Source organism: Flavobacterium hiemivividum (genome assembly GCF_004349145.1).
Classification (GTDB): Bacteria; Bacteroidota; Bacteroidia; order Flavobacteriales; family Flavobacteriaceae; genus Flavobacterium; species Flavobacterium hiemivividum.
The window spans coordinates 18,499-33,460 of the sequence record NZ_SMFO01000013.1 but is presented as its reverse complement, the minus strand read 5'-3'; the positions used below and the strand labels follow the sequence as shown (position 1 = coordinate 33,460).

At 33.7% G+C, this 14,962-nt stretch carries 10 protein-coding genes; 6 read left to right on the top strand and 4 right to left on the bottom strand.

Annotated elements, in window-relative coordinates; all coding sequences use genetic code 11:
* Positions 1 to 22: 22 nt before the first annotated feature.
* The 3 genes from E0F98_RS13910 to E0F98_RS13900 form a co-directional block, all read right to left on the bottom strand.
* A complete protein-coding gene (locus E0F98_RS13910; RefSeq protein ID WP_132112514.1) occupies positions 23 to 1,405 on the bottom strand; it encodes a sugar MFS transporter in 1,383 nt (460 codons plus the stop codon).
* Positions 1,406 to 1,485: 80 nt separating this feature from the next.
* Entirely contained in the window at positions 1,486 to 2,364 is an 879-nt protein-coding gene (locus tag E0F98_RS13905; RefSeq protein WP_132112512.1) for a sugar phosphate nucleotidyltransferase, read from the bottom strand.
* Between the two features lie 28 nt (positions 2,365 to 2,392).
* Positions 2,393 to 3,469, bottom strand: a complete 1,077-nt coding sequence (locus tag E0F98_RS13900; RefSeq protein WP_132112511.1) for a GHMP family kinase ATP-binding protein — start codon at positions 3,467 to 3,469, stop codon at positions 2,393 to 2,395.
* Positions 3,470 to 4,032: 563 nt separating this feature from the next.
* Between E0F98_RS13900 and E0F98_RS13895 the strand changes: the two genes are divergently transcribed.
* The gene (locus tag E0F98_RS13895) at positions 4,033 to 5,073 is read left to right on the top strand and encodes a LacI family DNA-binding transcriptional regulator (protein WP_132112509.1); all 1,041 of its coding nucleotides are present in this window, start codon (positions 4,033 to 4,035) and stop codon (positions 5,071 to 5,073) included.
* Between the two features lie 5 nt (positions 5,074 to 5,078).
* Here E0F98_RS13895 and E0F98_RS13890 read toward each other — a convergent pair whose 3' ends face one another.
* The gene (locus E0F98_RS13890) at positions 5,079 to 5,726 is read right to left on the bottom strand and encodes a sugar-binding protein (protein ID WP_132112507.1); all 648 of its coding nucleotides are present in this window, start codon (positions 5,724 to 5,726) and stop codon (positions 5,079 to 5,081) included.
* An 879-nt stretch (positions 5,727 to 6,605) separates the two neighbouring features.
* Here E0F98_RS13890 and E0F98_RS13885 point away from each other — a divergent pair.
* The 5 genes from E0F98_RS13885 to E0F98_RS13865 all read left to right on the top strand — a co-directional run bounded on the left by E0F98_RS13885 (position 6,606) and on the right by E0F98_RS13865 (position 14,868).
* Entirely contained in the window at positions 6,606 to 9,932 is a 3,327-nt protein-coding gene (locus tag E0F98_RS13885) for a SusC/RagA family TonB-linked outer membrane protein (protein ID WP_132112505.1), read from the top strand.
* A gap of 12 nt (positions 9,933 to 9,944) precedes the next feature.
* Entirely contained in the window at positions 9,945 to 11,510 is a 1,566-nt protein-coding gene (locus E0F98_RS13880) for a RagB/SusD family nutrient uptake outer membrane protein (protein WP_132112503.1), read from the top strand.
* A 34-nt stretch (positions 11,511 to 11,544) separates the two neighbouring features.
* Positions 11,545 to 12,189 carry a fasciclin domain-containing protein gene (locus E0F98_RS13875; protein ID WP_132112501.1) on the top strand — a complete coding sequence of 215 codons (645 nt, stop codon included), beginning with the start codon at positions 11,545 to 11,547 and terminating at the stop codon, positions 12,187 to 12,189.
* Between the two features lie 107 nt (positions 12,190 to 12,296).
* On the top strand, positions 12,297 to 13,379 hold the full coding sequence (locus E0F98_RS13870; protein WP_132112499.1) for a DUF5007 domain-containing protein: 1,083 nt from the start codon (positions 12,297 to 12,299) through the stop codon (positions 13,377 to 13,379).
* 169 nt (positions 13,380 to 13,548) lie between these two features.
* Entirely contained in the window at positions 13,549 to 14,868 is a 1,320-nt protein-coding gene (locus E0F98_RS13865) for a hypothetical protein (protein WP_132112497.1), read from the top strand.
* The last annotated feature ends 94 nt before the right edge of the window (positions 14,869 to 14,962 follow it).

Genomic DNA, 14,962 nt, shown 5'->3' with positions numbered 1-14,962 from the left:
TTGTGTTATTCTGTTTTAATTTTTATTTTTTTGACCAGCTTCTGTATTTATGCCCTTTTACAGCAAAAAATAGAATCATCATATAGGCCGGTAAAAGCATTAAGTAAGCAATTTGGTTTCCACTTTTTGCCGTTGCTGTTATTCCTTCGGCTTCATTGGCTAAATTAATAGTTTGTGCGATATATCCATAAAGTAATGGAAAAATTGCACCACCTATAATACCCATGATCAGAATCGCACCACCGATTTTTGTGTATCCTCCTAAATCTTGTAGCGCTAATGGCCAAATTGCCGGCCAACAAAGAGCGTTAGAAAGTCCCATAAGCGCCACTAATATAATCACTAATGGTAATTCTGGTATTAGAGGCAATTGAACCATAATGTCAGGAGAGATGGATACAATTAATAGCACCAATACGATTCCTAAAATTCCAGAAGCCGTTAAAGCAGCTACTTGAGAAACATATTTTGGTATCATTGTAATTCCAAAAATATATCCTATCACCATTGCAGTCATAGTAAACGACGTAAGTTTTAGGTAAAAATCACCATGATCACCATAAACGCCTAATTGTTTTCCAAATGTTCCAATGGTGTCTCCTGCGATAACTTCGGCAGCAACATATAATATCAAAGAAATTACTCCCAAAACTAATTGCGGGTATTTAAAAGCATTTGCCATTTGTTTGAAAATGCTTAATTCAGAAACACTCCCATCCTCATCCAAATCGATTTCAGGTAATGGAGAAAGGCGAATTAACACTGCCAAAACCAATATTACAATTCCCATATAAATGTAAGGAGTTTGTAATTGTAATGCAAGTAAATCCAAAGCTTGTTCTCTTGCAACGCTATCAAGTGCTGCAATTTTCTCAGCCGTGTAGTCTTTCATATTTGATAACACCAAAGTAGTAAGTGCTAAGGGTGCTATAAAACCAGCTAACTTATTAGCTACTCCTAAAACACTGATTCTCGCTGCAGCACTTTCTCGAGGGCCAATAACCACTACATAAGGATTTGCGGCTGTTTGCAAAATTGCTAATCCAGTTCCCATGACAAATAAAGCCACTAGAAAAAAGACAAACGTTCTTGTTTCGGCTGCAGGATAAAACATAAACGCACCTACTGCAATTACAATCAATCCAAGAGAAACCCCGTTTTTATATCCTACTTTTTCGATTACCCAGGATGACGGAATTGCCATAATAAAATAAGCAATATAGAAGGCGAAAGCTACAAAATAAGCTTGGGATTCAGTTAGTTCACAAGCCAATTCAAAAAATGGGATAAGCGGACCATTTAGCCAGGTTACAAATCCTAAGATGAAAAATAATAAGGTTAAAATAATCATCGGAATCAATACGCTACCTTGGTTTTTATTTGTAGCACTGTTAATTTGGGACATAATTTATGTTTTTTAGCAATAATTAAAGGTATTCTTTCGAACTAATAATAAATTCTTAACAAAAATAGAAGATTATTCTATTAGTTTTCCCAATTTAATGAAGGATAATGTTGTTTTAGGTATTCCTTTACCTCTGCGATATCTTCTTTAGCAGTTAAATCAGGTACATGTTCTGAAAATGGGATCCCTAAAGCCGTATTTGGATGATCTTTTAAAGAGTTTAAAAGTACTGTTGGCAATTCTTTTTCATCTCTTTCCGGATGTACAGGGCAATTTTTTAGGTAAGGATATAAAAGTTCGCCTTTGAATTTAAAAGCATTCATACTTACTCTTAATTTACCTTCGCTATCCTTATATTCGTCGAGAACATCAGCAGATGGTTTTTCAAGTATATCAAGCAAGAAGCCGTCCTCATTAAGTTTGGCAATGGCAAATCGAGAAATTCGTTCCAATGGAAAGTCCATCGCATCTCTATCATAGCTGATGAATGCACTAGGACTTTCTGTTTCTCTAAGTGCCAGTAAGGCAGCAGTAGAATACAAATTATCACTATTACAAACAGAATAATATTGTGTATTTAATTCTGGATATTGTTCTACCGCCTGAAACAATGCATCAGCAGTTCCAAATGGTTTTACTCTTCCTTCAGGAATATATTGTGTAGCAAAAGAGATGTTTAAGCCATGAAAATTATTGTTTTTATTTTCAGTACCATAAAATTCTTTAAACAAATCTCCTTGTTCACCTATGATGATGTAGATGTTTTTATATCCAGCTCTTTTTGCATTTAATAAAAGGTAATCCAATAAAGGTCTACCATTTGGGCCAACACCGATTAGTCCTTTACTTCTTTCGTTAGCCTGTGCAATTTCTTCAGCGCTTAAGCTGTTTACTGCAACAACTTGTTTTTTCATTCTAGAAGATGCGCCTCCAGCTAATATTACTAAATTGTCATGCATAATTATATTTTTTAAAGATTTATTATATTTATTGAATTCTGCATCCTGGGTCAACAGTTACAGGGTAAGCTGCAACTGCGCCTGCAGCAAGTAAAGCTTCAACTACGGGAGCTTCTTTTCCTGGCTCAGCCATAACGACAATGCTTCCTCCGCCTCCAGAACCAACAATTTTGGCACCATAAGCGCCCGCGTATAAGGCTGCTTTAATCATGGCATCAATTCGGGGTACTGTTATTTTTAATTGATCTCTCAATACGGCATGATGTTGATTCATCAATCCTCCAATTTTCTTTAGATCCAATGTTGGTTTTTGAAATTCGATCAAAGCCATTTTGGTATAATGATGATTTTTAATGGCAGCTTCGAAGAATGGAATCAAACGATCTGGTAAATAATTACAATATTTATCTAAATCTTCAATTTCAGCTGTGTTTAAGTCGAAATCGGGAAAATGTTCTTTTACTTTGCTAATTGCCAATAATGCATTGCCTTTCAAATCACCAATTAGTCCAATAGTTTCTTTTGGCACACCTGAAACACCAGTAATTAGTCCACCTAATTCAGTCCCGATAATCGTAAAAGAAAAAGGATCACGAGTATCAATATGTACAATATTCCCCACTCCGATGCTGTAATGATCCATCATTCCGCCTGGTTCTCCATGTTCTACAACTTCAGATAAGTAACCCATTTTCGAAATGAACTCCGGAGTTACTTCTTCGTTCACGCCAAATGCATTTACTAAGAAATTTATCCAAGCCATTAATAGGGCAGAAGAACTTGAGGTACCAGAATTAATTGGAATATTTCCAGTTATTGTGATGTCATATCCAACATTTGGGATACAGCCGTGTCTTCTAAGAACTCTTAAGGACGAAGCAAAATAGTCGCGCGGTGCTAGCTCTGTAAATGTTTGATTGATATCTATGTTTCTGACTTGGTCAATATCTATCATATTCAATTTGAATAGGCCAGTATCGTTTTGTACTGCTGTAAGTTTGATATTTCTGCTGATGGCACAGGCAATGACAGGTAGTCCAAGATAATCTTGATGATCTCCAAAAAGACAGGTTCTGCCCGGTGCTAATGATATAATTTCCTTCACTTTAAATATGTTAAAAATATTATTAAATTCTTATGTAATTTGTGTTTTTTCTAGTAATAAGATATGTTGTTTTCTAATAAATATTGGTGATTTAGTAGTTTACTGATACGAAACTAGAATTATTATTTTAATAAAACAAGAGAATTCATTAAAAATGTGTTCGAACACATTTTTTAGATAAAGAATCGTTCTGTATTTAAATTTTTAATAAGAAAATAATTTAAAAAATCCTTTGCGTTTAGCTTTTAATAGATGATTCTTTAGAAATCAATTGAAAATCAGTAGGCTTGTTTTTGTATTAAAAACTGAAATTACTCTTAATTTAATTACCCCATTAAGTTTAATAACAGTCAGCAAAAATAATGTACTTTTTAAAGATCGATAAATATACCTACCAGTTTTTTATGAAATCTAGTTCGGTATTTGTATTTCAGTAAAAAGTACGAGAAGTAGCTTGATGATTATAGTATTTTTAGAATTGCGAGTGTTTTTTGGCGAGATAAATATTGTACTTTATTAAAATCAAAATATTTTATACTAAAGTTTTTATATATTTGCCCGCTATGGATAAAAAACTTACTATTAAAGATATCGCTCTGTTAGCCGGAGTTTCAAAAGGGACAGTTGATAGAGTATTGCATAAAAGAGGCAAGGTCTCTAAGAAGGCTTATGATAGTGTTAACGCGGTTCTTAATGAGATTGACTACGAACCTAATCTTATTGCAAGGAACTTGAAAAATAATAAAAACCACTCCATTAGTGTTATTCTTCCTGATCCTACTTATGACGCGTATTGGCTTCCTTGTGTAAAGGGAATCGAAGAGGCAATTAAGGAATTTAGAGCGTTTAATTTGTCTATAAAAACGCATTATTTTGATCCTACAAGTACAAAATCTTTTACAAAGGTCAACGAGAGTGTTTTAGGCTTATCACCAGATGCGGTCTTGCTTGCTCCCCTGTTTTATAAAGAAGCCTTGCAAGTAGTGGAGAAATACAATGAAAAGGGAATAATCGTAAATACCTTTAATAATCAAGTACAAGCGCAAGAAATTAAGAGCTTTGTTGGGCAGGATTTATATCGCAGCGGTAGGGTAGCGGCTAAATTGTTGGCTTTATTCTCCAATAAAGGTCAGTTTGCGATCATTCATATTGACGAAAGTTATAAGAATGCGGTGCACATGCAGGAAAAAGAAAGAGGGTTTAGGACTTATTTTACTGAAAAAGGAGTCGAAGATTCACATATCAGTACTTTAAAATTAAAGAACTCTACTATTGAGACTAAATTTGTAAATTTTCTTGACGAGAATCCTAACTTGGAAGGTGTTTTTATTACAACTTCTAAAGGATATCAGATAGCTAAAATAATTGCCGAAACAAAACCCAATAAAATTGCCATTATCGGTTATGATTTGATAGCTGAAAATGTGGATTATTTAAATCAAGGAACAATCGATTTCTTGATACACCAGAATCCAAAAAGACAGGTTTACCTGGGTATAACCTGTCTGGTTGATCATTTCATATTCGGTAAAAAAATACCGGATACTATACTTTTGCCTATTGATATTGTTAACTCTGAAAACGCCAGTTTTTATATGGAATAATAGTATTACTTTAAATCTAAAACCCCAAATGAAGATGCAATATGGAAGTTAGGGGTTTCTGTGTTAGGATTGACCCATGTTATCCAAGTGGGCTCAAAATTAATATTGTCCGTTGAATTATATTTTGCTCTAAAAATTCCAGTTTCGATCTTATTATCCTTAATCAAATTAAACTTTTTTAGAGAGTCAATACTAATTGCACCTTCTACGGTAAAACTTGTTTCATTTTTAGATGATCTCACATCTATATCTCCTTCGGGCCACTTCCAATCGTAATTGAATTCTTTATTAGGGTAGGCAATAAAGTCCATTATCCTTGCGTCAGTATCCATTTCAAGACAATAATAAGGGTTTAGACTGCTATCTGGTCTAAAGAAAAGCTCTACTCGGTCTGAATTGCCAATGCTGACAACAGTATCGTCTTTTTTGTCGATATGAATTTCTGTGTCAAAAACAGTAAAGTAAAAAAACAGCTGATTTTCATCCCAAAGCGCCTTAAATTCAATTTTTGAAGGTGTCTCGCTGTCCCAAGGCGATATAAAGTTTGAAAGAACTACGGCTTCTTTCCATAAGGCACTTTCACCTTTACCGCTAATTTGTAATTGGTCTTTTGAAATTCGCTGTACTTCGTAGGTATTAGTATTTTGTTCCATAATTATTCGAATATATTTTTTTTATTGAATGAAAACTACAAAAGCGTTTACTTGTTTAGTAGTCTATAAAGCGTTTTTGTGTTTTACAAAAGAAGCTAAATTTTGAAAGAAAACATATTTATAGATTATTTTTTTATAAAACAGTTAATAAGATATACGGTGTTAAAAAAAGCTTAAAACTTAATTTCAGTCTTTTTGTAAGGCAAACAACTATTGTTTAAATTTTTGAAATTTTATTAAGTAATAGATGTTTACGAATTAATTTATTAATGAAATAATGTATTGATAATTAGTTGTTTTTTGATTGTTAATTTTTTTGTTTTTGTTTTTAATGCATATGTATAATGTTTTGTTATGTATAGAGAATATTATAGATATGTGTCAGTAGGTTGTGTTTTAAATGTTAATTAAGTTGTTTATAACACAGTATTTTATCACAATTAAAAGACATAATGTTTTTTTATGTGCACGACAACACATATTTCATGTGTTCGTGCACATTTTTAACATTTTTACTTGCTTTATTAAAATTTAATATATAGTTTCGTTAAAAAATAGGAATTTGCTTCTACAAATTGTGTTAATGAGGTTAGTTTCTATACCTATTTAAGTGGGATAACATTAGTAAATCGGTGTGTTTTCTAAAGATGGAGTAAAAAGGAATAGGTAATGATTGTTTTTTGGGAGTAGGATATTTTGACTATATGAAGAACAATATAGTCTTTGAAATAAAGTAAAGAAAAAGAAGCGTTTTTTGTTTTTTTAAAAGGCGACGACTTTTTTACTAATTAATGTTTTTATAAAGATTGTTATAATTAAACTAAAAAAAAACTCTAAAAAAAAAGAGCTAATTAATTAACCATTAACCAAACCAATTTTATGAAAAAAAATCTACACTCGCTAGAGTCTAAAATGTTTAAGGAGAAAAAGAGATTAGTTCCTTGGATGTTAAAGAGATCGACGATGTTATGTGCTGTGTTGTTCAACATGTCGGCTGTTGCAAACACCGAAGATTTTCCTACTAACAAGCAGAAAGAGTCCATTAACAAGAACTTTGAAAGAATCTCTGTAGAACAAAGTATGATCACAGGGAAAGTGAGCGGCGAATTAGGAGAAAGTTTACCTGGTGCAACTGTTAGAATTAAAGGGTCTACAAAATCTGTTTCTACAGATAGTGATGGAAATTTTTCTATCGAAGCTAAGGATACAGATGTTTTAGAAATTTCTTTTATAGGCTTCGAGACTAAAGAAATTACTGTTGGTAATAAAAAAGATTACAAAATCAAACTTAAACCAGCGCAAAATGAATTAAGTGACATTGTGGTTATTGGATACCAAAAGGCGCATAAGAAAAATGTGAATGCTGCGGTTGCTACTATTAGCAGCAAACAATTAGAATCGATACCAGTTTTGAGTGTATCGTCTTTAATTGCAAGCTTGTCTACCGGGGTTTCAACCCCAACTCAAAGTGGGGCTCCTGGAGGACGTAGTTCTGTTGTTATTCGTGGTAATTCGAATATGTCAGGGAGTGTAGATGGTACTGGATATAGTAATCCATTGTATGTAATCGATGGTGTACAAACTTCATTGGAGGATCTCGCGGGATACAATACATCTAATACTGATTTTTTAGCTTCTTTGAACCCAAACGACATTGAAAGTATAGACATGTTGAAAGATGCTTCAGCAGCTGCTATTTATGGTTCTCGCGGCGCAAATGGAGTAATTATTATTACAACTAAAAAAGGAACTGCTTTAGATAAACCAGAGTTTAATTTTTCTGTTAATACTGGTTTTTCTCCAATTCCTGAACTAGTGCCTATGCTAGTGGGAGCAGCAGAAAGAAATGCTAAAATTGGAATGATTGACAAATGGTGGAAATCACAATATGCTCAAGGTAGAGAGGTTCCAATGGTTTTGTCTGATAGTTTGAATCCGGCATTCAATAATAATGTGGACTATCAAGGGTTGTTTTATAGAACTGGTGTTACTCAAAAATATAATTTAAGCGTTAGAGGCGGTTCTGAAACTTCTAATTATCGTGTGTCTTTAGGTTATGATAATGCTGAAGGTGTAGTGCAAAATTCTGGTTTCAAGCGTTATACTTTTGCAAGTAACCTTAACACTAAAGTTGGGAAAAGCTTTGAAAATCAACTTCGCGTAAACCTTACTTATACTGATAATAAAACCGGTCAAGGAAATCCTTATGGAGGGAATTTTAATTTTAATTCAACTTTACCTTCAGATCCTGCTAATTTAAATTCATCATTATTTTTTATATCTGACGCTAAAAAGCAAGCGATTAAAGGACAATTGAGTGAGAAACTGAATACAGATGAAAGTATCCAAACGACTATTTCTAATTTCTCTAGATTCAACATAATAGATGCTCTTACTTTTAATACTCAATTTAATTTTGTTTATAGTACGGAGAAGAAAAATTTCTACGAGCCTTCTATACTTCGCGAGGAAGGGGACGGTTTTGCTAGTTATGCTTTATATACAAGAAAGAACCTATCGTCTGATGTATATTTAAGTTATTATAAGACTATTAGTGATCATACCATTACAGGTATCTTAGGTACTAAAACAGATTATAATAAATATGAAGATATAGGGATTTCGGCTCAAGGTTTTGGAAGCGATGCAATCCAGGTGATAAACGATCGCTATACTCAGGAACAAATAAATGGTTATACTAGCATAGAATCTAATGCATTATTGTCTTACTTCGGACGTGTTGGGTATAGATACAAGGAACGATATATGATTGATGGAAGTTATAGTATCGATGGATCTTCCCGTTTTGGTAAAGATGTTCGTTGGGCTAAATTTCCTTCGGTATCTATAGGTTGGATTTTTTCAGACGAAGCGTTTGTTAAAGATAATATCTCAAATATTTTAACCTATGGTAAGTTTAGAGCTAGTTACGGTGTCAATGGAAAACAATTTGATGCTAATTTTTTAAGATATGGTTCCTATAACTTGGGTTATGGTGGAAATCCATTATGGTCAAATACAATGAATGTTTCTTCCTATGGAGGAGTAACAGGTGTTGTCCCGAATTACAATGCTATTGGAAATTCTAAGCTTTCTTGGGAGAATTCTACACAATGGAACTTAGGTGTCGATTTGGATTTGTTTAATAACAGAGTCAATGTCACTTTCGATGCTTATAATAAGAAAACAGATAAGTTATTTTTTGATATTCTTTTCCCTTCTTATTCGGGCTACAATAGTGCTAAAGCCAATGTTGCTGGGGTAATGAATTACGGTTGGGAGACTATGGTAAAATGGAATGTATTTCCAAGAACAAATGATTGGAATCTTGAGTTAACGGCTGGTTTTAGCCAAAACAAAAATTTTGTGACTAAGCTTCCTAACGGTAATAAAGATTATTATGGGGTTGATGGTAACTATAGAGGTTTCGGATATGTCGTAGGTATGCCACTTAATCTTCCCGTCTTATTCAGGAATGAGTATATATTAGATAACTTGAATCAATTGCCAACTAATCCTTATACAGGTCAACCACTGAAAGGAAAAGATGCATGGGCTACTATAGCTCCGGGTTTCCCTATCTGGAAGGACTATAATGGGGATTACTTGCTATCTGATGATGGCGGACTTAGTGACAATATATTAGATACTAAATTTAAACCAACTCCAGATCTTATTGGTTCTTTTAATGTGAACTTGAAATACAAAGGATGGTACTTACAAGCTTATAGTCAATTCTCATTTGGATCTGATATTTTAAATTCGGTGTTACAAAAGTATATGGATAGTTACGATAGAGGAGGAACATCATGGGCAGAACGTGGATTAGCTGATTTAAGTGACCTAAGCTTCTGGCAACAACCAGGTGATGGTGCAGCTGGTGTTCGATTTCCAGCACTGTATCCATCTACAACAGGCCTACCTTCTTTTTACAGATTTAGAGATGGACAATCTTTATGGATAGAAAGTGGTGATTTTTGGAAAATTTCCAATGCTTCGATCGGATATACCTTTGATAGAAATCCTATCTTAGAAAAGCTACACTTGTCTCGTGTGCGTATTTACGGTTCTGTCTTAAATCCGTATCAATGGCAACGTTCTAAGACGGTAACAGATGCCTCACTTGTAGACGAGCATGGATATACTTACGGAAATGGATATCCACAAGCAAAAACCTTTTCCTTTGGATTGGATGTTAAATTTTAAATGAATTAAAAAATGAAAAATAATATAAAAATTAAAATTGGCGCTATGGTTTTTGGTTTGTTCAGCATGATGGGCTGTACTGACATTTTAGACCAAGAACCCGTAAGTATTACAACTCCAGATAATTTTTGGGTATCTCAACCAAATGCGGAATCAGCTGTTGCTGGTTGTTATGGATTGTTAAAAAACACACTAATAGATAATAGTGCTTTCTTATATTGGGGTGAGTTTACAGGGATGACCTTTATGAATAGCCGTAGCTGGATTTCGGATTACATTGAAGGAAGTGGAAATTATGTATTAGCTTATAGAGATAATACTCGTGACTGGAAAGGTTTTTATAGAGCTGCTAACTGGGCTCTTGCTATTGAAAAACATGTTAGTGACATGCCTGATACTAAATTTAAATCAATAGCTGAAAAAAACAGAATTATTGGTGAGGCTGCTTTTATTAGGTCGCTGTCTTATTTCTATATGGCTCGTATTTGGGGTGATGTGCCTATTGTTACCGATGTTATCGAGTCCTCAGATCAATTAGTTAAAGATGGTTATATTGTATCCCTACCTAGAGAAGATGAGAAAAAAGTGTTGGCTTACGCTTTAGAAGCAGCTAATAAATCAATTAGTTTATTACAGTATTCGTCGCCAGGAGATCCTACATGGGCGATTCAAGCCAATAAAGGAAGTGCCGAAGCACTAAAAGCGCACATAGCCTTATGGTACGCTAGTAGAGATAATGATAATCCACAAATGATTGCAGAAGCGATTGCTGCAGCAACTGCTGTAATTAATAATAGCAACGCATCTCTTATTGATTATACTTCTAATATTGTTTACGACCCTATAACTGGAGCAGCTTCAAATGTTGATTTTGATAAAATGTGCATTGGACAATCAAAAACCGGTCTTTTCGAAATAAATATTAGTTCAGATGTGAATGAATCTTTCAGAGTATCTAGCGGCGATAACACACATACTGGGTTAACCCTTAACTATCCTATTTTTAAAACAGTTAGTGGATCGGCTCCTTATATCGACCCTGATTTTTACGGATCTGAAATGATGGATTCGAATAGTGATAGAGATAATGATGTACGTAAAGATTTATTCTTCTCTGAATATAATAGAACAGACGAGTCTTATTTGAAGAAATATTCTCAACGTACAAAGGATGCAACTGCAACTGATGCTTATGCAAATTTTTCGGAATCTAATATTTTGATTTTTAGATTGGCTGATATCTATCTAATTAGAGCAGAGGCAAATATGAAGTTGAATAAGTCGTTAGAGGCAGTTGCAGATATCAATACAATTAGAGGTAAAGCAAATGTTCCCAATTATACCGGCGCTACCGATAGAGCTTCATTAACTAAAGCTATTTTTGATGAACGTGCCATTGAGTTGGTAGGAGAAGCTCAATCAGGTTTCGATAGAATCAGAATGAATTATTTCACTGGAGTGAACTGGTCTAATCCAGCCAGAAATGCGAAAGAAGGTTATTTTTGGCCAGTTGCCCCTAATATTATATCCATCAACCCAGCGATTACTCAAACAGATTACTGGAAAGGGAAATTGTAGTATAGTTTAAAAATAAATAATAAAGGATAAAAATATGAAAAATACAATATTATTACTAATCACATTATTCGGTTTATATTCATGTTCAAGTGATGATTATCTTGTTGATGGAGGTTTAGCCGATCCGAATGTAAATATGAGTACTTATGATTTTTTAAAATCAAATAAGCAACTTGACACTTTGGCTCTATTGATTGATAAAGCGGATATGGTTGAAGTTGTGAATGCTAAATCAACAACTCTCTTTGCTCCAAATAACCTATCAATCAAAAATTATGTAATTGCAATTCTAAGTCAAAAGCGGAAATTAGATCCAACGGCAACATTTACAATAAATGATATTACTGAGCCAGAACTAAAAGTAATGCTTGGTGGTTATATTTTCGACCAAACTTTGGATCGCAGTAAACTTGTAAAGCAAGGAAAAGTTTATGTAGCCCGTAATGGGGAAGAAAGGCTGTTATCATTGGAGCCTGTAGAAGAATATACGGGGCAATTGGATAATTTCCCAGAATATGTTTATTATACATTCAAAGTTGGTGCTGACTGGGATGCTACTGATGACATAGTTGATGACAAGAAAACGGTAGTGAGAACTTCTAATTTAGTTTCTACTAATGGTATTATACATGTTCTGCAAGGAAATCATATTTTCTCGAATTATATACCTATTCCGTAAATTGAATATTAATCTAAATAATCAACAGAAATAGGAAATAGACCCTGTGGAAAATATTTTCTAAGGGATTAATACCTATAATCTAAAATTAATAATAACTATTACATATGAAAAAGATAATCTATTTTTTAATGATTACTGTATTTGTATCATCATGTGAACAACCAGAAGTGGGCTACATTAGTGATAATATACATTCGTTGCAAGATAATATAGACGTTCCACGCGGGGTATTTATAACCTCACCTCCGCCAGCTTCTGAGGGCTCGACCTATCCCTTGGAATGGAAAATTACAAGTATTACAGATAAAGATGGAAAAGTAACTACTGAGTTGCAAGAGGAACATGATATTTTAACTTGGTTGAAACCATTTGATCCAAATACGGATACTACATTGGAACTAGCTATGAAAAAATTGGAAATAAGTAAACAGCCATCAATTCTAATGAATCCAGTTAGTGGACAATTTGCATTTACACAAGCAACAAGAATGGTTGTTAATGATGATTTTGATGTCAATGTCAATGTAAAAAATGTTCGTGGAGAGCGTCAATTGGATAAATTTACCCACATAAAATTACGACCTTTTAAACAAGTTGAATTTCCTACAGAAATGAGGTCAAGATTACAACTTGGTAAAGGAGCAGGTGTATGGGATATTGGATCTACTTATACGGTTTTGAATGATAATGACCCTGAAGTACCAAAAGTATTGAACGGTACAAGTCGTTATATAACAATAAAAAAAGTCAGTGATGAACCTAAACAGGCAATCAAAGTGAAAATGATCATAGCTGATAGTTATGGGGTTGCATTAGATCCTTCTAAAGTTCTTTTTTATCCTGATGGAGCTAGTTATTTACAAAATTATCATGATAACAGTATCGGAGTTGTTAATGATGCCGAAGGTAGTACGTTTGGACTTCCAGCTCCACCTTTCCCGCAATACGGAAGAACATATAGTTCTGGAACCAATTCTTATTTAATGTACTATTTGACCACTGATGATGCGTTTACTGTGGATAAAGTAGCTTATGAGGCCGATAACGGTCTCAAAAACTGGTCTGCATATATTGATCCCAGTACTGGAGAGATTCGTAATAGAGCATATATTAGATGGGGTGTGAAAATAAATGATACAGGTACTTGGGAGATTAAAATGAAAATTCCATATACTAAAAAAAAATAGTTTTATTTTTTTAAAAGAGAAGATTATTTTTTAATCTTCTCTTTTTTGTTGTTGGAATATTCCAACTATAAAAACAATTTAATTTAAGGGTTTTTATTCAAATCCAAAAGAATAAATAGGGAGCGTTAAAAACTTTCTAATCACTATTAACTATTTTAAAAAATAAAAAATGAAAAAGGCAAGTTTAACTTTTTTGTTATTTCTATTTTTCGCATCGTTAAGTGCTCAAAGTATAAATGACAAAATATACCCTTCTAATACAGAAGTAGTAAATCCAATACGTAAAAAAACGTTTAATAACGAAGGTCAGTGTAAGGAAAGAATACAAGGTGGTAACCCACAAATGATAAATGGATACCAAGTTTTTAATGGATCAATGGATGGTGACCGACAGGTAGATCCACAAATCGCCGTTGGAGGTGGTTATGTTTTACATGGTACAAATAGTGGATTGATCATTTATGACAAGAAAGGGAAATTTATTCAAGGAGTTTCTCAAAATTGTTTTAATGACGGAATAGATCCTAAAATGTTTTTTGACATTCATAACAAAGTTTTTGTTTTTGACTTGTGGTGGTATTATGACAAAGCGAAAACCAAACCAGTAAATGTTTCGGTTTCAGAAAGCGATGACCCAAGAGGAGCATGGAATACGTATCCTATATCAAGAACTGAAGAAGTCGATGGCGGCGGAATTGGCTACAGCAAAAAATGGATTGGTTATTCCTATCCTGGTGGAGAAGAAAACACATTTGTTTTAAAGATGAATGAGGCAAAAGCAGGAAAACCAGCAACTATATATCATTTTAAAGGGAGTTTAGGTCATCCGGTTTTTATGCAAGATGCAATTGATGATCTCTACTTCTTTAGTATCGAAAGTAAGAATTTTGTAATTCGTAAAGTAACTGAAGATGCTGATGGAAAACCATATGCGGTAGTTGTTTCTAGAAAACCACACCAATTAAAAAACATGACATATCCGCCGCAATCAGATCAAAAAGGAACAACACAAAAAGTTTCAAGTGGAGATCGAAATCCTAAAAATGTAGTTTTTCAGAGTGGCCATATTTGGTTCTCTCAAGCGGTAAATGTTGATAATCGTTCAGCTGTGCAATGGCATCAAATAAATGCAAAAACAGGTGATATCGTTCAAACAGGAATAATAGGTAATGTTGATACTAATTATATTCAAACAACGATAGCCGTTAATAAAAAGCAAGACGTGTTAATAGGTTTTCAAGAAGCGAATGAGAACTCTTTTATCAGTCCTAGATTCGCTTTTAGGAAAAAAAAGGATAAGCCAGGAGCAATTCGCGAAATTGTAAGTGTAGGAGAAGGAAAAGGAGCAGCTGATGGCGTGGCTTGGGGCGACTATAGTGGTAGTATTATAGACGGAGATAATTTAACTGATCTGTGGACAATTCAAAGTATCGCCAATGAGGAAGGTAAAGGGGAAACCGTAATTGTAAAGGTTCCTTTTAAAAAGTAAATACTGAAGTTCTCTATAATCCAGGAATAGCTTTAACTCAATATAAGGACAAACTTATTTTAGTCAGCTTTAAAATTACTCTATTTTCTCTAGA